Here is a 24,190-nt window from a genome sequence, read left to right on the forward strand (position 1 = left end):
CAAAATGAGTTTTAAAATCAGCTCTGATTACAACAGAAAATTACAGGATTCAAGGGTTTTAAAATTTGAACCTGCTGCGAGCTTTATAAGATAGAATAAAAAATCTTTTAGTTCGGCGTAGGCTTGTTCCGAGAGGTTTAATCCTCTCGATATTTTTGGGATAAGATTTTGAACTGCGAAGAGGTATAAAAGGCTTTCGCCTGAAAGGGGAAATGCCGGCTCGTGTTTATCGAGGCAGACCTCGCAAACGCAAGAATCTTCATGCGGAACGAAAAAGAAGTTTTTTACGCTGTAAGAAAAATCTTCCGCATTTGTGGTGAGAGCATCGGTTTTCGATTCTGCACCCGAAGTCCTTACTCCGCAGCGGCAGCAATGTTCCATATCCGGGGCAAGACCCGATAAAGAAATGACCCTCCACAAAAAACGGAGCAAGGCTTTTCGGCATTCGTTTTCGGAAGAAACTGCAAGCCCCGTCAAAAAGGAATTTATGATTTGCCAGTCGATGTTTCCTTTAAGCTTGACGGCTAATTCGGCTGCAAAGGCTGCACACCAAATGCGGGTCAGGTTATCGCTGAGGCCTATGCGGTAGTCGCTTACCTTAAAGTCGCTTATCTTGTTTGAATTTTTTATTGGGTTTGAATAAATCCAAACTTCTCCGGTGTGGTAGGGAATTACCATGCTTCGCAGTTTGCTTTTAGGCCCTCCGAAGACGGCCGCATCTATCAGCTTGCAGGAGTGTTCCGTATCGGGTAAGAGGAGGAGGGCATTTCTATGCCCTTCTCCGAATGTCTTTAATGAAAGAACAAGGGCTTCAGAGACCCAAGAGCGGTTTGCCATTTTTACTTGCCTGTTTGATTATCTTGAGGGGAATTTGTATTACCGGCTTGAGATTGAGAAGCGGTCTCTCCGGTTTTGCTTTCAGTAGGGCTCAACTGCAATAGGTCCTTAGCCCTTCGGCTTAAAGCACCGTTTTTTTCATCTTCGGCAATCAAGGAAACAAGGGGTATAAGCTCTGCGTATCTATTCCTTTTAAACATGTCGAGCCCTATACTCTTAAAAATCGGATCCTTATGATTTAGATAGGCTTCGGCTATCGGAGCTGTTCCCTTATTTTCAACTGTTGAAATAACCTTTCCCAGCTCTGCGGAAAATTTATTTTTTCGTTTTTCAGAAATAGCTTTTAGTGCAGCCGTCTTTACATCCTCGTAAATTATATCAAAGTTATTTTTTAAAAGGCTTTCGGCAATTTTTAAGCGGAGAGATAAGCCTGTCTTTTCTTCGTTAAAAGAATCGACAAGCCACTCGTTTGCTTCCGCATTGTTAAAATGAGAGAGGGCTTCTATAGCGGCTAAGCGGACTGTATTTTCAGGATCTTTTTTTGCACGATATAAGATAAACGGAACGGCATCCTCCGCTTTTTCTTCCTTTGCAGATTGAATTGCTTGAAGCCTTACCTTATAGTAAGAATCTTTAAAGGCTTGAATCATGATGTTTTTAGCCTTAGCATCCTTAAAGCCTGCAATACCCTTTATCGCAGCAGTTCTTAAAATCGGATCCTTATCTTCAAAAATTTCGGATAAAATAGGAATAGCTCTTTCATCGCCTATCTTTCCTAGGGCAGAAACGGCTGTACCTCTTATAATGGCATTTTCATCGGTGTCTTCAGCGACCCGGATTAAAAAATCCCGGATTTCTGGTGTGTGAAGTTCTTCCAATGCAAACATTATATTTTGTTTTATTATTAAAGATTTTTTTTCGTCATCGGAGGCCTCGGAGTCAAAAAGCTCCGTAAGAAAAACTGCGTCTTCCGGTTTGCCTATCTTTCCGATTGCAGAAATACAAAGATCTCTGTACTCGCTTTCTTCATCTTTTAAGATTTTACGCAAGGAATCTATTCCTTCATATATCGCAAGTTCTCTGATATAGGAAATTGCTGAGCGGACGGTTTCTTGGGGGTTATCGTCTTTATTTTCTAAAACCATGAGAGCATCGGCCTTTAAGCAATCATTCTTTTTTTCGGCAAAGTAAGCAAATAAGGCATCCCTGATGGCAGGAATCTTGGTCTCGGCAAATATTTTTTGCAAGTCGGCATCGAAGCGGTCATCTTCATCGGCTTTCAGCCTCTTTATAAGTTCTAAGATATCGTCACCGATACCGTATAGAATCGTATCTCTTTTTTCTTCAAATTCCGAAACTTCTTTTTTCTTTTTTTCGTCAGTTTCAGCTGCTTTATTTTCTGAAGGAGGCTGAGATGCTTCTTGGGCGGCAAGCTGAAGCGTTAAGTTTAAAACAAGTAAAAAACTGAGTACGCTGAGTTTTAAAAAAAAGTTTAATTCTTTTTTTATATTTTTCATAAATTATCCTCCGTGATACGGGTCCTGTTTTAGCCTTGCAAAATATTACCGGGTTTAAGCCTTACAAAACACTAACGGTTTTCGTATTTCTTTAAAAAGTTTTTATAGTAATCGTTAAAAGAATTGTTTTGAATGGCCTCTCTTATGTCCTGTATCATACTATATAAAAAAGCTAAGTTGTGATAAGTTGCAAGCATTGAGTATAAAATTTCTTTTGTTCTAAATAAATGCCGCAAATAGGCCCTTGTATATTGTCGGCAAACCTTGCACTTGCATTGAGAATCGATCGGGTTAAAGTCAAACTCGTATTCTTTTCGCTTAATTGAAATGGCTCCTTCATGGGTAAAGAGGTTTCCGTTCCGGGCATTGCGTGAAGGCAGTACGCAGTCAAAAATATCGACTCCGTTTTTTACCGCCTCAAGGATGTAATCCGGCGTTCCGATTCCCATTACATAGAGGGGCTTATTTTTAGGGATGTGCTTTGCGGTAAAGCTCAAATATTCTTGGTAGAGGTCTTTGGGTTCTCCTATCGAAAGGCCGCCTATGGCAATGCCCCGCGGCTCATGTTTTAAAATGGCTTCGAGGCTTTGAAGCCTCAAGTCTTCAAAAAAACCGCCTTGTACTATAGGAAAGAGGGCTCCGTCATATTCATCGGGAGTATTGTGCCAGGCGGCAAAGGCCCTGTCGAGCCAGTTCATGGTTATTTTTAGGTCGGCAAGGGTTTGGGTTTTGCTTATCCCGAAAGAGGAGCAGATGTCCAGCTGCATCTGGATGTCGCTGTTAAAGCCTGTCTGCAATTCTACCGCAATTTCGGGACTTAAAAATTGACGGCTTCCGTCTATGTGGCTTTGGAATTTTACGCCCTCTTCGGTAATTTTTCGCAGCTGAGAGAGCGAAAAAACTTGAAAACCGCCGGAGTCGGTTAAAAAGTTTTTTTTCCAGCCTGAAAAACCGTGTAAGCCTCCGGCCGCCTTTATTACTTCGATTCCCGGGCGCAAAAAAAGATGGTATGTATTGGCTAAAATAATTTCAAAGCCGATTTCGTCTAAGTCGTCCTTTGTCATCGCCTTTACTGTAGCCGCCGTTCCCACAGGCATAAAAGCCGGAGTAAGCACCTTCCCGTGAGGCAGATCCAAAACTCCCGTCCTTGCAGGAGATGCCGCATCTTGATGTAAAAGCATAAAAATTTCTTTTTTTTCTTTCATTAATTATTCAATCCTTTAATCGATTGAGAGTTTATCATAAAGGCGGGAAAAAATCAATTGAAAGACTTAGGCTGCAGGAGAGTGAAGGTTAGGTATTTAACCGCAAGGGGCGCAAAGAGCGCGAAGGGATTTTTTAAAAGCAGCTCATCAATTCGGAATGTATTAAATATTTAAAAATACATGTCGGACAAATATTTTTGTATTAGACTTATTATCAATTATCTGTTCAAAAGTTGAAAATATATAAATGCAAAAAAGATTTGACATTCATTTAGAAATTATAGTATAATTCAAAGACATTTATATTTAAGGAAGCTCTTTTATGGATAAGCTATTGGAATTACAAAAGCTGGATGCAAAAAATGATGATTCAGTTGTTTTTGCTATCAGTTGGGGCTCATGCGGCCATCATAGTTGCAACAGTGGTCTGGATCCTGACGGCGACAAGTGATGCATGGCTTTATAGCTATACAGAATTTAGGGCATCTCTAAAAATCTTGTTGGATTTTTAGAGATGCCTGACGAGTTTTTCATAAGTCCTTATGTATCAATGACTTATGAAAAACATCGCAAATTAAATTTAAGGAAACCCTCTAAAAACTGATGTTTTTAGAGGCTCCCTTTAATATTTTGTATAGCTATTTCTTTGATTTCTGAAAAGAGAAACGAAAAATTTTTATAATAGTGTTCAATTTTCAGATGAATTGATTAGTCTTATTTTATTAAAAATAAGTGTTTTTTTAATAATGAGGTGTTTATCTAAATAAATGGTATGAAACATGTATCTTATTTTTCTCATTTCAAAAAACTGTACGGCTATGTATCCGGTGCAGGTAAAATTTTGCCGATAACGATAATATTACTGAGAATCGCTTTAGGTCTTATTCCTTTTGCATATATAAGTGTATATTCAAAATTTATTGATGGCATTGCCGGAAAAAATACTAATCTGATATCTATCATTCCTGTGTTTATTGTTGTTGCGTTGCTTAGTTATTTCAGTCAAAATTTTTTAAATAATTTTATTTCCCGGTTGTCGCTGAATTTGCAAATTAAACTTCGTTCTGTAAATATAGAAAAGATTTCACGATTAAAGTATGAACATATCGAAAATCCTGCTACGAACGATTTAATAAAAGAGGTAAAAGCCGGTGTACCTAGTATACTTGTTTTCGGTTTCAGTTTTTATCTTGTTTTCTTAGAATTGCTTTTAAAAATATTTTCAGTAGCCGTTTATCTTATGATGTTTTCCCCGATGATGGCTTTAGTTATGTTCATATTACTTATACCGGTTGTAATGGTATCGTTAAAAACAGGAAAAGATGATTATGAGGCTTTTGCTCAATTTCAAAAAATAAGCCGCCGTATGGATGACTATGAAAAAATTCTTACCGATAAGGAATATGCTGAAGAAAGAACGCTTTTTAATTATATACGGTATTTTGAACAAAGATGGATTACATCATACAATGAGGCGACGGATGTTTTCTTGTCAGTAAAAAGGAAAAGTTATGCAGGAATCAAACTTACTTCAGGACTCATTACCGTTTCATTTTTAGGTATGATGTTTTTTATGCTGCTCAATGTTATCAAGGGAACATTATCGATAGGTTCTTTTTCCGCAGTTTCAAATGAACTTTTAATAATGAGTTCTGCTATTTCATGGAACTTAACGCAATCAATTCATGAAATAGCCAAGACAAATGTTTTTCTTAAAACAATTTCTAATTTTGAAAATTTATCTGAAGAAATTCAAGAAACCGATTTTGAATTGAAAAATAGTGAAAAGAAAATATACACCGATTTCCCTGAAAATATTGATATAGAATTTAAGAATGTTTCTTTTACGTATCCTGAAACGGAAAAAGAGATTCTTAAAAACTTAAACTTTAAACTTGAAGGTGGGAAGTCTTACGCATTGGTGGGAGAAAATGGAGCGGGAAAGACAACAATAACGAAATTACTTTTAGGTCTTTATAAAAATTATTCCGGTGAAATTCTAATTAACGGTGTAAATATAAAAGACATACAAGATTTTAATAAGCTGTTTTCGGTTGCGTTTCAAGATTTTGCAAAATATGAAATAACTTTACGAGAGAATATTATTTTTGATAACACTTCAATGAATAGCTCTTCATCTGAAGATTCGTTTTTTGATAAAGAAATTTTGAATCAAATGAAAGAGCTTTCCTTTGATATTGCAAAGTTTGAAAAGGGCTTGGACACGGATTTAGGCTATCTTAGTAAAAATAATATAAACATGTCTATTGGTGAGTGGCAAAAAATTGCTTTATTACGAAGTTTATTTTCAACGGGCAGCTATTATATTTTAGATGAGCCGACCGCTTCTCTTGACCCTGATGCAGAGTCAAAAGTCTATAATAACTTTTTAAAATTTATTTCCGGAAAATCTTCTATACTCATTACACATAGACTTGGAGCTGCAAAACTTGCAGATGAAATATTAGTATTATCTAATGGTGCTGTTGTTCAAAAGGGCCGTCATGATGAACTTGAAAGAGTAGATGGTTTATATAAAGAAATGTACGAAGCGCAAAAAGGATGGTATGTATGAAAAAATCTTTTATAAAAATTTTATTTTATGAAATTGCAAGAATGATTAAAGCTAAAAAAGCTTTGTTTTTATTTTGCGTTACTTTGTGTGTTTTTGATGCCTTATTAGCTTTTGGATATATATTTTTTATTGGAAAACTTACAGAAAGTTTAACCCTGTTAAATTCATCAGCAGTAAAAAATACCGTTTTGTATGTTTTTGGCATTTTTTCTTTAATTATTTTGTTGCAAGAATTTTCAAATGCAATTTTAAATTATTATCTTGATAAGCAAAGAATGCTTGTTACAGGAAAACTGAAAATCGATTTTTTTAATAAAGCGGCTTCGTTTGATGTACTTGAATTTGAAAAGCCGGATTTTCTTGATTCCTTAGATAAAGCAAAAAACGGTTTAGATAGTTCAATTGACGGTCTTATTAATCTTGAACTTATTATTGCACAAAATGTTGTTTATGTTCTTCTGGTAGCATTTTATATGGCTTCGATAAATCCGCTTCTTTTAATTGTTGTTTTAGGAGCTTTTATCCCAACCATGTTTACTTATGTTTTTAAAAATAAATATAAAAGTGAAAGTGAAGATAAGTCGGCAATGTACAGAAGGCAAATGAATAAGTATGGATCGTGTATCACCGATAAAGTTTTTTTTAAGGAAAGTAGACATCTGGCACTTTTTAATTTTTTTATTGAGAAATTTAATTCGTCGGCAAAATTATTTAAAAGGTATAAAACGAAGGAAATAAAAAAATTAACTTGGATTGGGATTATAACGAATGCATCTCAATTTTTAGGATTCATAAGTATTTTTGTTGTTGTTTATTGTCTTTCAAAAGCTGGTTCAATAAAAGCGGGGACTATTGTTGCGGTTATTGCAAGTGTTAATTTATTGTTTTCGCATTTTAAGGAATTGTTTAATTATCATATTGCCGGTCTTGCAGATTCTTACACGGGAATGAATTTTTTTCATGCAGTTATGGCTAAAGAAACTTCTAATAAAAATAAAACCGAGAAAATGGAAATTAAAAAAATACGCCTTACTGATATTTCTTTTTCATATCCTAATAGCAAGAAAAAAGCCCTTAAATCGCTGAACCTTGAAATAAATGCAGGTGAAACTATTTGTATCGTAGGAAAAAACGGCAGCGGAAAGTCAACGCTTTCAAAAATATTGCTGGGGCTGTATCAACCCGCTTCAGGTGAGATTATAATAAATGAATCAAAAAACGCATCTGAAGAAGCTCATTTGCTGTTGCAAAAAAACAGCTCCGCAGTTTTTCAAAATTTTAATCGCTATAACCTGAGCTTGGAAGAAAATATTAATGTGGCAGATGTAACTAAATCGGTAAATAAAATTTCGCAAGCGGTAGAGCAACTTTCAGACACCTTACCTGATAAACAAAATGCAATGCTTTCAAGAGAATTTGGCGGAGTTGACTTGTCTATGGGACAATGGCAAAAACTTGCTATTGAAAGAGGTCTTTTCAAAGATGCAAGTATCATTATTTTTGATGAGCCTACTTCGGCAATAGATCCGCTGCTTGAAATGGATTTACTTAACAGCATGCTTGATGATAAAACTCATAGTATAAAAATTATTATAAGCCACAGAATCGGGATTGCAACTAGAGCCGATAAAATCCTTTTAATGGATAACGGCGAAATTATTGAAAGCGGCAAGCATGATGACTTAATGCTTAAAGATACAGAGTATAGCAAGTTATTTAAAACTCAGCAGCAATGGTATAAATAAGAGGTAAGTAGGATTTGAAATGAGAGATTTAGCAGAAATTAATCATTTAAATTATATATGGAAAAATAAATTATATTATGACATAAAAGCTTATCATAAATTGAATAAAAATGATTATTATTATTCAGTTCTTAGTGAGATAGTATGCACTAAACATCATTCTTCTATGGGAAAATTTCCATGGACATATATTGACTTTGGCGAAGAGAAAGATATATCAGGTTGGAAAATTCATATATCTGCAACGTTAGATAATCATATAGAGGTACTTAAAAAAGTATCAAAATTTGCTTTTGAAAATGAAATATCATTTAAATTTGCTTCTAATTTAAATAATTATGTGCATCTTAATTCAAAAAATATAAATAGAGCTAGTAGTGGTAAGTATATTGTCATGTATCCTAAACAAAAAGTTTTTGATGATATTATTGAAAAACTTTATTTTAAAAGAATATGATGGTCCATATATATTGTCAGATAAATGTTATAAAGATTCTAAAATCTTATTTTATCGATATGGTGAGATAAATCCTATTACCTTTCGAGATAATTATGGGACTCTAGCAACTAAAATCATTGATAACGAAAATAATTTAGTGATAGATGAGCGACTGCCCTATTATAAAGTACCTGATTGGGTTAGTGATAAAAAATATGACACTATTTCTAATAATAAAGATTCTGTTTTGTTAAAAAAATATCTTATAAAATCATGCCTGCATTTTTCTGCACAAGGAGGAGTATATAAGGGAGAGAGAAATGGTTTTGTTTATATAATAAAAGAAGCTAGAAAAAACAGCGGACTGGATAATAGTTATATTTCGGCTGTTCAACGGACATCATCTGAATACGAAATTCTTTTGGAATTAAAAGACAAGAAATGTACGCCGAATCCAATTGAAAAAATAGAAGAATTTGGAAATGTCTATCTTGTACAAGAATATGTTAAAGGAGTAACATTAAGGTCTTATCCACATTCAAAATCACCATATTTCAATCCAATAAAAAATGAAAAGCAAATGCAGGTTAATTTAATTAATTATTATAATGAAGTTTTAGAAATAGCGACCATTTTATTTGAGAATCTTGATAAAATTCATTCTATTGGTATAGTATTAAGAGATATCTCTCCTGGTAATATTATATTTGATGCCGATTCTCGAGAATTACGATTTATAGATTTAGAAACTGCATGTAAAATAGATTCTAATACTGAAACTGATTATTTTGTCGGTTTGTTTACGCCTGGGTTTAATTATTCAAGAAATGATCATAGTGTTTATGAAATTGAATTGTATAAAGTTGCTTTAGTTCTTATGTATTGTATAGCTCCTTATAACCCATTATATGAGTTATGTGAAGAAAAAATTTTAGAGTTTTTAAGTATTTGTTATGATAAAACTGACGTGCCTGTTGAGCTGTTAAATTTAATATATAAATTAATAAAATTTAAATATAAAAATACAAAAGATGTTTTAAAAGATTTAAAATGCAAAAATAAAATTGAAAATAAAGTTTTTACTAATAAAATAAAAAAAACAATTAATTATGATTTATTATATAAATCAATACTTAATAATATCCAATTGTTTATAGATGGTAAAAGTCCATTAGCATCAGATCCGCAATCTATAAATACAAATGAATACAGCTTTGGCTATGGCATGTTTGGTATGGTTTATTCTATAAATTATTATGAAAAACTGTTGAAATGTGAAGATTCAGAGCAGTATAATTTTATTGTTACAAAATTTATGGCTGATTTTTATAAGAGACCTACTTTATTTTCCAATGGATTATATATTGGATTGTCAGGTATTGCGTATGTATTGCTAAAGCTCGGATTTAGGAAAGAAGCCAAAATTGTTTTGGAAAGGGTAAATTTAGAAAGACCACATAATATTTATGATTTTGCTTATGGCCTTTCGGGTAACCTTATTGTTAATTTAATTTTTTATAAAGAAAGTGATGATATTTTGTATTTGAAATTTGCTGAAGAATATGCTAAAAAAATTATTACTTCTGCTATAAAAAAAGATGATATGCTTGTCTGGGAAGATTCAGAAGGCGATTGTTATTCTGGTTTTACAAGAGGTTGTTCAGGTATCGCTTATTCTTTATTATTGTTATATTTGCAAACAAAAGATAAAGAAACACTTTTATTAGCTGTTTCAGCTTTAGAAAGTGATTTGAGTCGTTTATTAGTTAATGAAAATGGTTTCTTGTCTATAAATAGCAGACCTATAGGGATGGAGCCTCCGGTGTATTCTCCATATATTCATAATGGCCTTGCAGGGATAGGATGTGTTTTGATTAGATTTTATAAAATCACTAAATTGCCAAAGTATTTAAATCTAATCTGTGAAATGATAGAAGCATCCAAAACTACTTTTATTTTATATCCTGGATATTTGAGAGGTTGTAGTGGTATAATTTCATTTTTGCAAGATTGTAAAATGATTCTTGGTATGGAAAACTTAAATTCGCATATTGATTATTTATTGGACTTATTGAATTTCCACTATGTTGAAATAGACAATCTGACTGGGTTTCCTGGTGATGAACTTTATAAAATTTCAAATGATTTGTTTACAGGTTCTTCAGGTATACTATTACAGTCTTTTCGTGAATGTGCAAAGTTACAAAATAATCCTTTTATACCTGGCGATGAATTGTTGTTTTGTGATGGGAGTTTGAACACAAATACTTAAAAAATGATTTTTATTTTACGAAACTTAACGCCATTTTGTAAAATATTTTTAAATTTAACACTACTGCTCAACAATTCTTTTTATTAGCTTGAAACACTAAAACAGACTTTTGTTTTCCACACCTTTTAAAAACTAAAAATTATTTTTTTATTTTAAACAAAACACGAGAATTACACAAAAGTGAGGACCGCTATAAAACACAAGGGTTTTCATTTGCAAAAAACCATTTAAATTTATCTGTGACGCTGTCAAATAAAATCTTTCCGTTCATGAAAAGAAAATTATTTTTACAAATCTCGTAAATATATATTTTATTTTTAATATGTTCCGCTCGAATGGTTGATATAACTATATTCATAACTATATCATACTATATTTTATTGTGTCAATACTATATTTAGTTAAAATATTATGAATGAGTGTGTTTTTAAGAGAACAACAGCGTCTTGTCATCAGCAGGCTTCGCAAGGAAAGGGAAAAGGCAGGTTTATCCCAGTTGGAATTGGCTTTGAGGGCAGATATTTCTCAAAATATGATCAACTATATTGAAACCGGCAAAAGAACGCCGAGCCTTGATACTCTTTTAAAAATTTGTCATGCTCTGAATATCAATCCTGCTGTTCTTTTTTCGGATACGGAAGAAGAAAAGGAAGAAGCAAAAAAACAGGTTCTTGATATGATACAAAGATGGATGTAGATGTAGGCAGCTCTCATTGAGTAATTCGGTTTCTATTTATAAGCATCTTTTCTGGCTTCTATATCAATAATAAATACAATAACTTTTTCTTCCTCTATTTTATAAAAAAGACGGAAATTTCCTAATCTAAAGCGGTATATGTCTTTATAAATGCCTTTTAATTTTTTTATGTTAGGCCCAAAATGCGGATTTTTTCTTAATAGCGGGTAAACATAATTTTTGATTTTTTGATATAAAAATTCATACTTTTTTGATTTTATTTTTTTCTCAAAAGTCGAGGTTTCTGCAATTTTATAGTTATCCAATTACTTTATACCTTCCGGCCGATATGTCCGATAAGCCTTTTTTTAAGTCTTTTTCAAATTCAAGTATTTCCTGCATTTCTTCGTCATCAATTACGGATTCATTGATGGTATAGTTTAATGCTGCATATTCCATATAATTTGAAATAGTGCGTTTTTGTCCTTCGGCTGCCTTTTTAAATATATCGTATATGGCATTATCTATTCGCATGGTAATTGTCTTTTGCATTTATTTTACTCCTCTTCAAATATATTCAATTTTATTCAATTTGTCAAGAGTCATTAGAAATAGAGGCCTAAAAATAATGTGTACTCAATCCCTTCCTACAAATTAAACAATTTTGTTTTGCCGTCCGGTGTTTGAATTGTTATGTCGATATTATTTTTCTGTTTGCTTTCATTTATTGGATTTTCCAAACCGGCTTCTTCTAAAAGTTTCGTCAACTCACTTTCCGGAATTTTAATTTTGGAAGGTATCTTTGTGCTTATTACTATAGTCTCACTGTCTTTTTTTTGTTTAGCCTCTTCAAAAACAAATTTAACGTTTTCCTTTTGAATAGCATCTAAAAGTTTAAGCCCCTCTTCGGGGGTGATTGCCTTGTCCCTAATCATGTTTAAAATTTCAAGTTTTTCGTTTTCCATAAAATCTCCTTGTAGTTAAAACCGAACCGGTTGTTACTGTTCTTCTAAATTTTATCTTCTTCGGATTGGCCCGTTAAAAATGAAACTGCGGAATCAACCGATAACTCTCCGGCCTTTATTCTTTTTAAAACTTCAGAAACATTAACGGACGGAAGGCGGCCATCGGATAAGCCCAGTGCTGCATTGATTTCTTCTATCTTATTCCGAACTGTCGGGTAAGAAATGCCTAATTCTTTTTCCATATCGCGTATGCTGCCTCTGTTTTTTAAAAACATCTTTACAAAATATTTTTGCTCCTTTGTAAGGCGGCAAAATTCGCATAGCTCAAACTCTCCCTTTAAGGAACTGTTGCATTTTGTGCAATGCAGCTCTGAAACGGTAAAAGCCTCCCCGCACACGGGGCAGTTTCCCATAACCTCTGCCATATATACTCCTATAAAAACTTTTTGCAAGGATTATTAAATCCTGAAAAAAGTTTTTTCAAGTAGTTTTGCTTTTGCAAAACTACATACAATAACACGAGTTTTGTGCTTTGCACAAAACTCGAAGATAAACAGAGAGGCTGAATTTCTGCCGAACTGTTTATCGTAATCCAATAAAAACTTTAATTCTATGATAATAAAAACTTCGTACTTTGTCAAGAGAATTTATTAAAATATCTATATTAAAATTAAAAAATACAATAATTTTAACTAAAAATATAAGAATTTTAAAATATTTTATTAAATATTTTAAAATTTGACTTAATATAATTCTTTTAATAGATGAGGGCACTTCCTCTCTCGATAAAGAAAATGCCCTAGAGATTGAAAAGAGGCTGATAGAAAATCCCGATCTAACAGTAATAATGATCAGCCATCATTTTGAACCCGAAATAAAAGAAAAACCGGATGGGGTTTATACGTTGTAAGCTTCATCCGTATAATACTTAGCCTGTAAGCTGTAAAGCTCCTTGTATTTGCCTTCTTGGTTTATAAGAGTTTCGTGGTTTCCGTCTTGGACAATGTGAGCATTGTCGAATACGATGGTCCTATCCGAAAATTTTGTAACCGCCATTCTGTGCGAAATATACAGGGAGCACTTATCTGCAAAAAAAGAATCGAACTGCTCGTAGATTTTGTTCTCGGCTTTTGGGTCGAGGGCAGCGGTCGGTTCGTCTAAAATGACTATCGGAGCGTTTTTGTATGCGGCTCTGGCTATTGCAATCTTTTGCCCTTCTCCGCCTGAAGGTGTAAAGCCTGCATCGTCAAAATCGCGGTAGACTAAGGTTTCCAAGCCCTTATCCAATTTATCGGTAACTTCTTTTAAGCCCGATGCCGAAACGATGTTTTCCAAACGCTTTTTGTCGGCTTCGGTTTTATCGTTCCCGAAGGTAATATTTTCTTTTATGCTGAAAGAAAAAAGTTTAAAGTCTTGGAAGACTGCTGCAAACCATGTTTGATAATGATTATAATCTATTTCTTTTATGTCGATACCGTTAATTAAAATTTTGCCTTCGGTAGGCTCATAAAGGCGCATTAAAAGTTTTACAAAGGTTGATTTACCTGCACCGTTTTCTCCGATGATTGCAATCCGTTCTTTGGAATTAAATTTAACGTTTACATTTTGTAAGGCAAACTTTTCGCTTGTGCCGTATTTGAAAGAAACATTTTGAAATTCGATGTCGAAGTTTTCGGATAGAATAGGTTTCTCTCCTTTTGCGTTTTCCATAGACGGCATATTCATATATTCTTTAAAAGCGGCAAAATAAGTATTGAACTGTGAAAGCTGAACGACGGTTTTTATAATTTCGGATAGTATCGAGGCGAAAGAATTTACGGCTGCAAGATACATTGTAAAATTTCCTACCGAAAGAGCGGAATCTAATGTTTGCCTAATTACAAAAAAATAACTTATGATTAATTGAACGGCAAAGGTAAAAGAATTAAAGGCTCCGCTTATAAAACGGGTATTGGCTACATTGTTATAAAATTTTCCGAGAACTTCAATTTGTTTATCATATTTTTCTAAAAACCACGGAGCTAAATTATAGGTGCGGATTTCTTTTCCGTATTGAAAATCTTCCATCTTTTCGGAATAGTAGCCGATGCGCCTTTCCTGCACGGATTGCTCCATGCGGTATTTTATTCCATGTTTATTTGTTTTTGCAAAGACCAAAGAGTTAAGAGCTGTAATTATGATGACTGCAAGTACAAGCCAAGGACTTAACATTGCAATAACGGAAACAAGGCCTGCGAAGGTGAGCACTTTACCGAATAAACCTATTGCTTCATCTAAAAGAGCTGCGAACCCATAACCTCCGGAATATGCATATTGGTCAGCCTTCTTTTTTAAGTTTAAAAATTCGGGAGTTTCAAGCCGTTCATAATCTACCTGCATTAATTTTTTTCCTATATCGGCTTGAAAACGCTGAAAGGATATGTTTTTTAAAATAATTGCAGAGCGGTTTAAAACGGCCGTTATAAGGCTTATCGAAAATAAGATTCCGGCGTATATGACAAGAAACTTAACCGCTTCTTCTTTATTTTGTGTTGTAAACAAAGCGTCTATAATAAATTTGGGCAACACTACCGTCATCACCGTTTTTACGGCATTTAAAATCTCTTTTAATAAAATAACAACCGGAAAACGCTTGTCATACCTCCAACACATAGCAAAATAATACAATGCTCCCTTAAACATAAATACCTCTCTTTTCTAAATAATAATATATTCAATATAATATTATATGTAGTATACCATAAGTAATATATACTGTCAAGAAAAAAGTACGCTTTTTAGAACAATAACTTAATTGAACAAGATATAATTTTGTGTTATACTCAATTTTCTTAAAAAAGAGTAATTTAATCCGCTGATACGGGAAAGAGGGTTTATTATGTGAAATTTCTTTACCAAGATAAAAGAAAAATTTTCGGGTATGAACAAAAACTATTCTGAAAATGTTTTAAATTCATATACCTCTAAATTGGTTCAAGTGCTGCAATCTATTGATAATCATATCGAGTATGAATTGGAACTTGCGAATAATGTAGGCTTAAAGCAGGATATATTGGATAAATATGATCCTATAAAATACATCATTGAACTTGATACTCAGATATTGAAGAAAATTAAAAATTCGGAAAAGACTTTTTACGGCTTTTATCAAAAAGCAATTTTTCCGGATTTAAGCGGATTTAAACATGTAAATGAAAAGATATACAGCGAACTCTTATATAGAATGTTCGAGATGCCGGCAAGGAACAAAAATATAGATGTAAATAAATTTATAAGAGAATTTTATGCCTATTGCAATAAGAATTCTTTTGCCTATACCGGTGAAGAAATTGTCGGCCGCTTAAAAAAATATCTGCAGCTGGCCGAACCCTATATAATAAAAACAAAATATGAGGAGGGCTCGCAAGAAGATTTTAGAAAAGATTCCGATAAACAAGAAAATAAGGACTTCTTTGCTGAAACAAAAGAAGACGCTTACGGCATTAAATTGATTATAGATCTGTTATTTCAATATGGTATAGAAGATATGAAATCATTAAATAAAATGCTAAAAAAAGCAGGCTTTTTTCATTTTTTTGTATGGATTATTATTCCTATTGTGATAATTGTTTTAGGTGGTATTGCTTGCTTGAATGATATTTTTTGTGCGATTCTTGTTGTTTGTGTAATAATTGCGGTAATCAATTTGAGCTTATTTATCTACAGGTCGGTAAAAATAAAATATCTTAAAAAATCCATCATAAAGATTGCAACTGCCGCAAAGATAGGCGAAAATTATATCTATTCTTCTTTAAAAGACCGTTACGGTAAAAAAATAAAAAAACTTTTAAAGTAGCGGGGGTATTCTATAAATTTTTCTCGTTCCATTGACAAAATATAAAAAGAAAGTGTATTATGGCTCGGTTTAAATTTAACTAAAAAGGAGAGAACCGTATGAAAAAACCTATTATCGGGATAACGGGCAGCTGCCTTTACGAGCCTTCTGCCGGATTGTTTGCCGGTTATGAAAGAATGTACACTAATACAGACTACGTCAATGCAGTGCTTGCTGCGGGCGGTGTTCCGCTAATGCTTCCTATCATCAATGACGAAGAAGCTGTCCGGCAGCAGATCGAAAATCTTTCAGGCATCATAATTATGGGCGGCTACGATGTTGAACCCCATTTTTTTAATGAAGAGCCTCTTTCTTGCCTTGGGGAAATTCTTCCCAAACGGGATATCTACGAACTGAAACTCATTAAAGCTGCTAAGGCTTTGAAAAAGCCTATTTTGGGAATATGCAGAGGAATGCAGATTTTAAACGTTGCTTTCGACGGCTCACTCTATCAGGACCTTTCACTCATAAAAAGAGACATTCAAATACAGCATGTACAAAAAGCCCGTCCGCAGGAGCGCACCCATTCCATCAAAACCGAAGCAAATTCGATTATGCAAAAAGTTTTCGGAAAAGAGGATATGGTTAATTCTTTCCATCATATGGCGGTAAAAGAGCTTGCAAAAGATTTTAAGGTTACGGCTCATGCCCCTGACGGTATAGTTGAAGCCATAGAATATACGGGAGACGGTTTTATGATGGGCGTTCAGTTTCATCCCGAAATGACGGCGGCCGTACATAAACCCTCATTGGACTTGTTTAAAGAATTTATAAATCACTGTTAATTAATCTCAACTATAGTTAAGCTGTCTATAATATTTCAATCTAAGGAGTTGAAAATGGAAAATAAAGGTAAATTAGGCCTTTTAAGTATTTGCCTTCTTGGGGTAAATGCTATTGTCGGAACCGGAATCTTTTTGCTTCCGGGAAAGGCCGCCAAATTGGTCGGCGTATCGAGTATCGGAATTATTTTATTCGATGCCGTTTTAGTTATTTTGATTGCGCTTTGTTTTGCTGAAGCAGGCGGCTTGTTTAAAAAGAACGGGGGCCCCTATGTTTATGCAAAAGAAGCTTTCGGTGAATTTGTCGGTTTTGAAGTAGGTTTTATGAAATGGGCAATAATGATTATCGCTTGGGCTGCAATGGCAGTCGGGTTTCCTACAGCTTTGGGAAGCGTATTTCCTGCTGCAGCAGAACCTCTTTGGAGAAGCGTTATAGCCGTAGCTATTCTTTTGTTTTTAGGATTAATGAATATTGCCGGAGTAAGAATTTCAAAGATTGTAAACAATGTTATTACAATAGGAAAATTAGTTCCCCTTATCTTCTTTATTCTTTTAGGTATCTTTTTTATTAAAGGCGATAATTTTCAGCCCATGCAGTCGGTAGGAGCCTTAACTACAACCTCTTTCGGGGCTGCCGCTCTTTTAATCTTTTATGCCTTTACAGGTTTTGAATCTATAGCTGTTGCCGCTGAAGATATGGACAATCCCGAAAAAAATGTTCCTCTTGCCATTGTTTTGGTAATCAGCGGTGTTTCGGTTTTTTATATACTTATTCAGGTTGTTGCCATAGGTATTTTAGGCGACAGCCTTACAGTAAGTGAGGCTCCCATTGCCGATGCAGCTGCCAAGTTTCTAGGTCCTGTTGCAAAGGCTGTTGTTACAACCGGAACCTTGGTTTCAATAGGCGGAATAAATGTTGCTTCTTCTTTCTTGGCTCCTCGAAGTGCCGTAGCCCTTGCCGATGACGGCTTCTTACCTAAATTCGTAACCAAAAGAAACAAAAAAGATGTTCCCTACATTGCGGTCATTTTAACAACCGTTTTAACAGCCTTGGTTTGCTTAACAGGCAGTTTTTCAAAACTTGCCGCTATTTCGGTTGTGTCACGCTTTGCACAATACATCCCGACCTGCCTTGCAATTTTGGTATTTAGAAAACGAGGTATGAAAGGCTCTTTTAGAATTCCGGGAGTTTATGTCGTTTCTCTTTTAGCCGTAGGAATAAGTCTTTGGCTTTTATATAACTCAAGCTTGGATAAAATAATCTTCGGTTTAGGAGGCCTTGTAGTCGGAGCCGTTTTCTATGTTATAATGAAACTTACACAGAAAAAAGCAAACTAAATTTTTCAGTTTAGAAAATATTTTTGTTTTAGTTTAAAACCGGTGTGATAATTAAGTAGTTAAAACTCTAATCGTCATGCCGGTTTTTTATTGACATCCGTATAAAATTTATTTTAAAATCTATAAAAACACGCTTATTATGTTGATAACAAAAGCTTTTTTGCCGATAATAAGTACAGATTATGTGTAAATTTAAACTAAATTTGCGAAAAAGCTCTGCCCTGAGCCTTGTTTTTTTTAATATTCTCTTAATTTCCGCTTTTTCTGAAGATGCGGTCTTAAATTTCGGCGGAAAATTGGGTTGGAATAATCTTGTCTATTCCCGTAATATAGAACAAAGAAACGGAAAATTCGGACTGCAATCTTTGGGTTTGACATCCGCTTCCCAACATATTACCGAAACTACGGATATGTACCTTAGCTTCGATTTTAAGGACACAATTGAAGAAACAGGAAATTATGCTGTTGCGAATTCCTCAATTATTTATCTTGGTGCCGAAAGGGCAAAAATTGGAGAAGGAGCGGCTCTTTTTCATTATAATTCCAATAATGAAAGTTTGACATTAAAACCATCAAAGACTTCTTTTTTTGCAGGAACTAAAATTTTAAAATCCTTTACAATAGAATTCTGGCTATGCCCTCAGACAACGGAAAGCGGAAGCACGATTTTACGTTGGTGGACCTCCTTGGTTGACGGACGAAAAACGATGTATCAAAATATAGCTGCAAGTATTTTTAACAATAAGCTTGAATGGTCTTTTTTAAATATTTGGCAGGACAAAAATAATAAGGGACTGGATGTTCGGCTTTCAGGAAGATCAAACATAATCCCTGAAACTTGGAGCCACCATCTTATTACATATGATGAAAATACAGGCCTTTTGGAATACAGGATGAACGGTAAGTCCGAAGCTATTGTTTATATGACCGACACGGGAAGAGAAAGCAAGCAGGTGCTTTATTCGGCATTGGGAGCATCCTCGGATGTACTGATCGGATTAAACTATTCCGGCTTACTTGATGAACTAAAGGTTACAAACTTTTTTTCTCAATTCGGAATGCCTTGGGAAATATCTTCCTTGTTTGAAAAGTATCCTCAAGACGGAGGCCGCATAGAAACCAATATAATCGACACCGGAGGAAATAAATCGCAGCCCCGCGTTTTAAAAGCCTTATGTGACATACCTGAACAAAGCGATGCGGAATTTTTTATCAGAGCAGCCGACAGTCCTTTTAATTGGAATGGAAGCTATCCTGAGTGGAAGAGTATCAAACCTAATGAGGAGATAAAAAATATTGCCGGCCGTTTTTTTCAAATTGCCTGCAATATTTATCCCGATGCGGAAGGTCTTAAATCTCCGCTTATTCATTCATTTTCTTTGGAGTATGAAAAAGATAACCTTCCTCTTCCTCCGTCAAAGGTGATTGCAAGAGCCGGGAACTCATCTGTTGAATTATCTTGGTCTCCTTCTATAGATACGGATGTAAAAGGATATCTGATTTATTTTGGAAATAAAAAGGGGGAATACTTCGGAGAAAATTCGCCCATTGATGTAGGAAATGTGACAAGCTATAAAATAGAAAATTTAAAAAACGGCAAAATATACTTTTTTGCGATAGCCGCTTATGATGAAGAGAACGGAGAGCATGCCGGGGATACATCAAAAGAGGCATGGGCTCGGCCTCTGCAAAGTAAAAAGGAAGGGAAAAATGTCGAGTAATTTGAACATAATAATTGAGCAGGCTAATTCAGCTATTTTATCTCGTGACTATGAATTTGCAGAAAAAATTTTATTAAATCAATTTAAAAAACAAAAAAATACACCTGACGAATATTATCAATTAAAAAGTCTTTTGGGAAAACTTTATGTCCGATCAGGCGACATGAAAAAAGGTTTGGATGTATACAAAGAATTAAATTCGCTCAATCCTAATAATTTGGATATTTTAAATAACATGGGGGTTATCTATCGCCGGCTTAATATGTTTAATGAATCTGTAGTTATATTGGAAAAGGCAAGGGCTATAGATACTAAAAACGAAACAACTCTTTATAACCTAGGCAATACATATAAACAAAACGGCGATTATAAACATGCAATACAATGCTTTACCGATGTGCTGGATATGAAGCCTGATGATGCTCTTGCATATAACCACTTAGCAAGCGTATACTTTTTGTGCAAAGATTATCCTAAAGCTCTTGAAACTTATAAGATGGGTTTAAAAGTAGATCCAAATCATCCCTTTTTGAATTTTAATCTTGCAGAGCTGTATAAGGAAGAAAAGCTTTACAAAGAAGCTATTAATTCATATCAAACTGCCATAAAAACAAAACCTAATTGGTATGAAGCTCTTACAGCTATTGCTGATTGTTATGTAGAAATGGAAGAATTCGAAAAAGCGATTGAAACCTACAAGATGCTTATAGAGACAAGCGGTAAGTCTGAAGAAAATTTTACAAAGTTGGCAAACCTGTATGAAAAGACTCATGACGATATAAATGCTGAAAACTTTTATAAAAAGGCCGTTTCTATAAATGAAAATTTTTTACCTGCGGTACTCGGATATTCCGATATGCTTAAAGCTCAAAAAAGATATTTTGATGCTTATAATATTTTGATAAATAATAAAGATAAACATCCTAATAGTAAAGAACTATTGTTGAGTACGGCAGAAGTTTGCTTGATGCTTGAGGATTATGCAAAGGCAAAAGAAATCTTAAATCATTTAAGTAAAGAAATTAAGGGCGATAAAGAAGTTCTTAAAATGCAGGGTAAACTTTATTCGGTATTAGGAGATACTAAAAAAGCAGAACTTATTTTTGAACACTTACTTCAGCTGTCTCCAAGCGAAATAAATATGAGGGCAGAGTTGGCTGATTTGTATTTTCACAACGATAAATATAAAGAAGCGGCAAATGAGCTGATTAAATATCTAAATGAAAGACCTCAAGAAATTTCTGCACGGTTAAAATTAGGAAAAGCCTATGAGCAAATGCAAAAATATGATTTAGCCAAACGTGAATACAATAAGATAATAAAAAACGATTCAAAAAATACTGAAGCTCTTGCAGCAATTGTAGAACTGAATAAAAAAGAAGGTAACACAGCCGAAGCAGTCCGTCTTGCAAATGAAATTGTCGATATTCAAACGGATAAAATTCAAAATGATGATATAGCCGGTCTTTCTAGGTCTGTACAGTTATATGAAGATGCAGTTAAGTCTTACGGTGATGACGGTATTTTGAATAAAAATCTTGATAAACTGAAATTGCCCCAAGAAGAGCTTGATATAAGTCCTGAACCGGATCTAAAAGATTTGGGAGAGGTGAATTTTGAAGATGATGATGAAATAACTCTCAGCGAAAGCTTTGAGGATATGCCTGACTTGGAAATGCCTTTTGATGATTTGATGGAACTGGCTGATGATGAGGTTTTTGATCGAGGAGAAGATGAAGACTCATTAGATAATTTGGTCTATGTTGATGCCCCCATTGACGATAGTCCGGATATAGGTGCCGAGTATGATCCTCTTGAACTCGGTAAGCCGGGGTCCAATAGGAATCGCAAAAACGATATACCTGAGGAAGAGTTTCAACTTCAAGATACTTCACAAAAAGAAGAACTGCCGGCAAAAGATGCCGCATCTGGAACAGATGCAGTACCTCCTCAGTATCCGCCTTATCAGCCCCCAAATGAGCCGGCTCCGTATCAGCCTCAGCACCAATCAAGCTTACCTGAACCGGATTATCCCCACGATTTTAACTCTGAAGCAAAGTCCGGGAAACCCGTTTCAGCTGAACCTGATAGCCCTGTTTTTGAAGACGACGAAATTGAAAAAAATGAAGAAATTGAAATGGAGCCGGAATTTGTAAAAGAACCGGAAACAGGGCTAGGTTCGAAAGATAGCTCTAAGCCGGCGGCTGAAAGCCCCTTAGGCAGAAAATCTCCACAAGCTTCTGATGTTCCGGCCTTTGATGAGATGGATTTAAGTGCTGAAGATGAAGATATGGATGAGACTGTCTTTGAAGACGACAATACTTTTGATGAAGCCGGTATTTTTGCTGAGGGTAATGATATTGAAGATGATGCTTTTTTGGATCCTGCTTTTTCTGCCCCGGACTCTCTTATTCCTTCTTCCTTTGATGATGATTTGGATGCCTCTGAAACTATCGATGAAATTGTAAATGAAGCTTCTGAAAAACCTTCGTTTTCAATTTTGCCTCACGGCGTAAAAAAATCTCCTCAATTTGAAGAAGAGTTGGATATTATCGAAAGCTATGAAATAGTTAGACTCTTTGTCTATTTACGTGACTTATTGGATAATCTTCCTTCTGTCGAGCTGAAAGATTTTCTTATCAGTAATGAACGTATTCAAATGGAATATGTTATAAATAAGTTGTCCGGAGATGTAGGATTAAAACGCAGGATGATTCTCTTAAATGTAAGAGGCGCTTTGAAAAAAACAATAGAACCTAAAACTTCTGCCGATAAGACCTTAAAGGATGTTTTAGGTTATCTGCGGATAGTCGCATCTCAGCTTCCTGATAAGGGGTTCGCTTCTGCCTGTATAGGAAAAATCAATAAGCTGATAGAACAAATCGAATAAAATTTTGACAGCGCAAGAGCTGGACAAAAGGCCAAATATATATTATTCTTAACAGATAGGAGTTTAAATATGGAATTAAATAAATATATAGATCACACCCTTCTTAAACCGACAGCTTCAGAAAAGGATATAATTAAAATTTGTAACGAAGCAAAGGAATATCATTTTGCTTCCGTTTGTGTAAATCCTTGCAATGTTTCGTTAGTGAGCAAGGAGCTGAAAGATTCGGATATAAAAGTGTGCAGCGTTATTTCTTTTCCTTTTGGAACTTCTTCAACAGAGGTAAAGGTAGAAGAAGCTAAAAAGGCAATCGAAGCCGGTGCTGAAGAGATAGACATGGTTATTAATGTCGGAAAGCTTTTGGAAGGAGATTTGGAGTATACTCAAAATGAGGTGAGCGCCGTTACAAAGGCTTGCCATGAAAAAAAAGCTCTTCTTAAAGTGATTGTAGAAACCTGCTATCTTGAAGAAAAAAACATCGCGGATATTTGTGCAATCATCGAAAAGGCCGGAGCGGATTTTATAAAAACCTCGACAGGCTACGGATCCCGCGGGGCCTCAGTTGAAGATATAAAACTGTTTAAAAAGTACTTAAAAAAAGATACGAAGATAAAGGCTTCGGGCGGAGTGCGTACCCGCGAAGATGCGGAAACCTACATCGGCTTGGGCTGTTCAAGAATAGGTGCAAGCAGCGGTATCGCAATAGTTACCGGCAAGTAAATTTTAAAAAGCTAATTTTAAACAGCGTACCTTTTATAATAAAAAAACCGGCCTCAAGCGAGCCGGTTTTTTTGTGTTCTTAAAATTTAGGCTCTTTCGCCCAGTTCTTTATCAAGAATCATAAGGCCTGCGTTGTTGTCTACATATTTGAATTTGTCTAAGATGGCCGAAACATTGGCTTCTTCTTCTACCTGCTCATTTATAAACCATGTCAAAAAGCTTTGAGTTTTATAATCTTTTTCGGCAAGGGCCAGCTCGTAAAGGCTTGTGATTGAAGCGGTTACGAATTTTTCATGTTCCAAAACCTTTTTGATTACATCTATAGGTTTTCCATATTCGGTACTCTGGGCACCGATGGCTCCTAAAACCGGCTTTGCTCCAATTTCAAATAAATATCTGTATATTTTAAGAGCATGTTCCATTTCTTCTTTAGCTTGTTCCTGCATCCAATGGGCAAAACCCGGAAGAGCCTCTGCTTCAAAATGTACAGCCATTCCTAAATACAAATAAGCCGATTCCATTTCCTTGTTAATCTGCTCGTTTAAAGCCTTTGTAATTTTTTCGTTCATAATATTTACCGCCTTTTGTTTATATGCATAAATAAAAGATAACACTATTTTTGTCTACAGTCAAG

At 34.6% G+C, this 24,190-nt stretch carries 21 protein-coding genes; 12 read left to right on the forward strand and 9 right to left on the reverse strand.

Going from position 1 to position 24,190, the window contains the following annotated elements:
- Positions 1 to 27: 27 nt before the first annotated feature.
- The 3 genes from E4O04_RS02210 to tgt all read right to left on the reverse strand — a co-directional run bounded on the left by E4O04_RS02210 (position 28) and on the right by tgt (position 3,559).
- On the reverse strand, positions 28 to 837 hold the full coding sequence (locus E4O04_RS02210) for a DNA repair protein RecO (protein ID WP_253709579.1): 810 nt from the start codon (positions 835 to 837) through the stop codon (positions 28 to 30).
- A 2-nt stretch (positions 838 to 839) separates the two neighbouring features.
- Positions 840 to 2,354 (reverse strand): HEAT repeat domain-containing protein, encoded by a 1,515-nt coding sequence (locus E4O04_RS02215; RefSeq protein ID WP_253709582.1) that lies wholly within the window; start codon positions 2,352 to 2,354, stop codon positions 840 to 842.
- A 71-nt stretch (positions 2,355 to 2,425) separates the two neighbouring features.
- Entirely contained in the window at positions 2,426 to 3,559 is a 1,134-nt protein-coding gene (gene tgt, locus E4O04_RS02220) for a tRNA guanosine(34) transglycosylase Tgt (RefSeq protein ID WP_253709584.1), read from the reverse strand.
- 322 nt (positions 3,560 to 3,881) lie between these two features.
- Between tgt and E4O04_RS14070 the strand changes: the two genes are divergently transcribed.
- The 6 genes from E4O04_RS14070 (at position 3,882) to E4O04_RS02245 (ending at position 11,287) form a co-directional block, all read left to right on the forward strand.
- Positions 3,882 to 4,010 carry a hypothetical protein gene (locus E4O04_RS14070; protein ID WP_256487864.1) on the forward strand — a complete coding sequence of 43 codons (129 nt, stop codon included), beginning with the start codon at positions 3,882 to 3,884 and terminating at the stop codon, positions 4,008 to 4,010.
- Positions 4,011 to 4,331: 321 nt separating this feature from the next.
- Positions 4,332 to 6,134 carry an ABC transporter ATP-binding protein gene (locus tag E4O04_RS02225; protein WP_253685843.1) on the forward strand — a complete coding sequence of 601 codons (1,803 nt, stop codon included), beginning with the start codon at positions 4,332 to 4,334 and terminating at the stop codon, positions 6,132 to 6,134.
- Complete coding sequence (locus E4O04_RS02230) at positions 6,131 to 7,879, forward strand: ATP-binding cassette domain-containing protein (RefSeq protein WP_253685841.1); 1,749 nt, start codon at positions 6,131 to 6,133, stop codon at positions 7,877 to 7,879. Before E4O04_RS02225 ends, E4O04_RS02230 begins: the two co-directional genes overlap by 4 nt.
- A 19-nt stretch (positions 7,880 to 7,898) precedes the next feature.
- Entirely contained in the window at positions 7,899 to 8,336 is a 438-nt protein-coding gene (locus E4O04_RS02235; RefSeq protein ID WP_253709587.1) for a class III lanthionine synthetase LanKC N-terminal domain-containing protein, read from the forward strand.
- Complete coding sequence (locus E4O04_RS02240; RefSeq protein ID WP_253709590.1) at positions 8,308 to 10,590, forward strand: protein kinase/lanthionine synthetase C family protein; 2,283 nt, start codon at positions 8,308 to 8,310, stop codon at positions 10,588 to 10,590. Before E4O04_RS02235 ends, E4O04_RS02240 begins: the two co-directional genes overlap by 29 nt.
- Before the next feature lie 415 nt (positions 10,591 to 11,005).
- Positions 11,006 to 11,287, forward strand: a complete 282-nt coding sequence (locus E4O04_RS02245; RefSeq protein ID WP_253709592.1) for a helix-turn-helix domain-containing protein — start codon at positions 11,006 to 11,008, stop codon at positions 11,285 to 11,287.
- Positions 11,288 to 11,319: 32 nt separating this feature from the next.
- Here the strand turns inward: E4O04_RS02245 and E4O04_RS02250 are convergent, their stop codons facing one another.
- From E4O04_RS02250 to E4O04_RS02270, 5 genes are all read right to left on the reverse strand, one after another.
- Positions 11,320 to 11,592, reverse strand: coding sequence for a type II toxin-antitoxin system RelE family toxin (locus tag E4O04_RS02250; RefSeq protein WP_253709595.1), 273 nt, complete (start codon positions 11,590 to 11,592; stop codon positions 11,320 to 11,322).
- Entirely contained in the window at positions 11,585 to 11,818 is a 234-nt protein-coding gene (locus tag E4O04_RS02255; RefSeq protein WP_253709598.1) for a CopG family transcriptional regulator, read from the reverse strand. Before E4O04_RS02255 ends, E4O04_RS02250 begins: the two co-directional genes overlap by 8 nt.
- A 95-nt stretch (positions 11,819 to 11,913) precedes the next feature.
- Positions 11,914 to 12,231 carry an SHOCT-like domain-containing protein gene (locus E4O04_RS02260; RefSeq protein WP_253709600.1) on the reverse strand — a complete coding sequence of 106 codons (318 nt, stop codon included), beginning with the start codon at positions 12,229 to 12,231 and terminating at the stop codon, positions 11,914 to 11,916.
- Positions 12,232 to 12,275: 44 nt separating this feature from the next.
- Positions 12,276 to 12,656, reverse strand: coding sequence for a DUF2089 domain-containing protein (locus E4O04_RS02265; RefSeq protein ID WP_253709603.1), 381 nt, complete (start codon positions 12,654 to 12,656; stop codon positions 12,276 to 12,278).
- Between the two features lie 472 nt (positions 12,657 to 13,128).
- Positions 13,129 to 14,913, reverse strand: coding sequence for an ABC transporter ATP-binding protein (locus E4O04_RS02270; RefSeq protein WP_253709606.1), 1,785 nt, complete (start codon positions 14,911 to 14,913; stop codon positions 13,129 to 13,131).
- 238 nt (positions 14,914 to 15,151) lie between these two features.
- Between E4O04_RS02270 and E4O04_RS02275 the strand changes: the two genes are divergently transcribed.
- The 6 genes from E4O04_RS02275 (at position 15,152) to deoC (ending at position 23,556) form a co-directional block, all read left to right on the forward strand.
- On the forward strand, positions 15,152 to 16,066 hold the full coding sequence (locus E4O04_RS02275; protein WP_253709609.1) for a hypothetical protein: 915 nt from the start codon (positions 15,152 to 15,154) through the stop codon (positions 16,064 to 16,066).
- Between the two features lie 98 nt (positions 16,067 to 16,164).
- Positions 16,165 to 16,890, forward strand: a complete 726-nt coding sequence (locus E4O04_RS02280; protein WP_253709611.1) for a gamma-glutamyl-gamma-aminobutyrate hydrolase family protein — start codon at positions 16,165 to 16,167, stop codon at positions 16,888 to 16,890.
- Positions 16,891 to 16,944: 54 nt separating this feature from the next.
- Positions 16,945 to 18,225 (forward strand): APC family permease, encoded by a 1,281-nt coding sequence (locus E4O04_RS02285; RefSeq protein WP_253709613.1) that lies wholly within the window; start codon positions 16,945 to 16,947, stop codon positions 18,223 to 18,225.
- Positions 18,226 to 18,407: 182 nt separating this feature from the next.
- The gene (locus E4O04_RS02290) at positions 18,408 to 19,946 is read left to right on the forward strand and encodes a fibronectin type III domain-containing protein (RefSeq protein ID WP_253709616.1); all 1,539 of its coding nucleotides are present in this window, start codon (positions 18,408 to 18,410) and stop codon (positions 19,944 to 19,946) included.
- Positions 19,936 to 22,836 (forward strand): tetratricopeptide repeat protein, encoded by a 2,901-nt coding sequence (locus E4O04_RS02295; protein ID WP_253709619.1) that lies wholly within the window; start codon positions 19,936 to 19,938, stop codon positions 22,834 to 22,836. Before E4O04_RS02290 ends, E4O04_RS02295 begins: the two co-directional genes overlap by 11 nt.
- A gap of 69 nt (positions 22,837 to 22,905) precedes the next feature.
- Complete coding sequence (gene deoC, locus E4O04_RS02300; RefSeq protein WP_253709622.1) at positions 22,906 to 23,556, forward strand: deoxyribose-phosphate aldolase; 651 nt, start codon at positions 22,906 to 22,908, stop codon at positions 23,554 to 23,556.
- An 86-nt stretch (positions 23,557 to 23,642) separates the two neighbouring features.
- On the opposite strand, the gene E4O04_RS02305 is transcribed toward deoC, so the two are convergent.
- Complete coding sequence (locus tag E4O04_RS02305) at positions 23,643 to 24,125, reverse strand: ferritin (RefSeq protein ID WP_253709625.1); 483 nt, start codon at positions 24,123 to 24,125, stop codon at positions 23,643 to 23,645.
- Between the last annotated feature and the right edge of the window lie 65 nt (positions 24,126 to 24,190).

It is taken from the genome of Treponema sp. OMZ 799 (assembly GCF_024181365.1).
GTDB lineage: Bacteria > Spirochaetota > Spirochaetia > Treponematales > Treponemataceae > Treponema_B.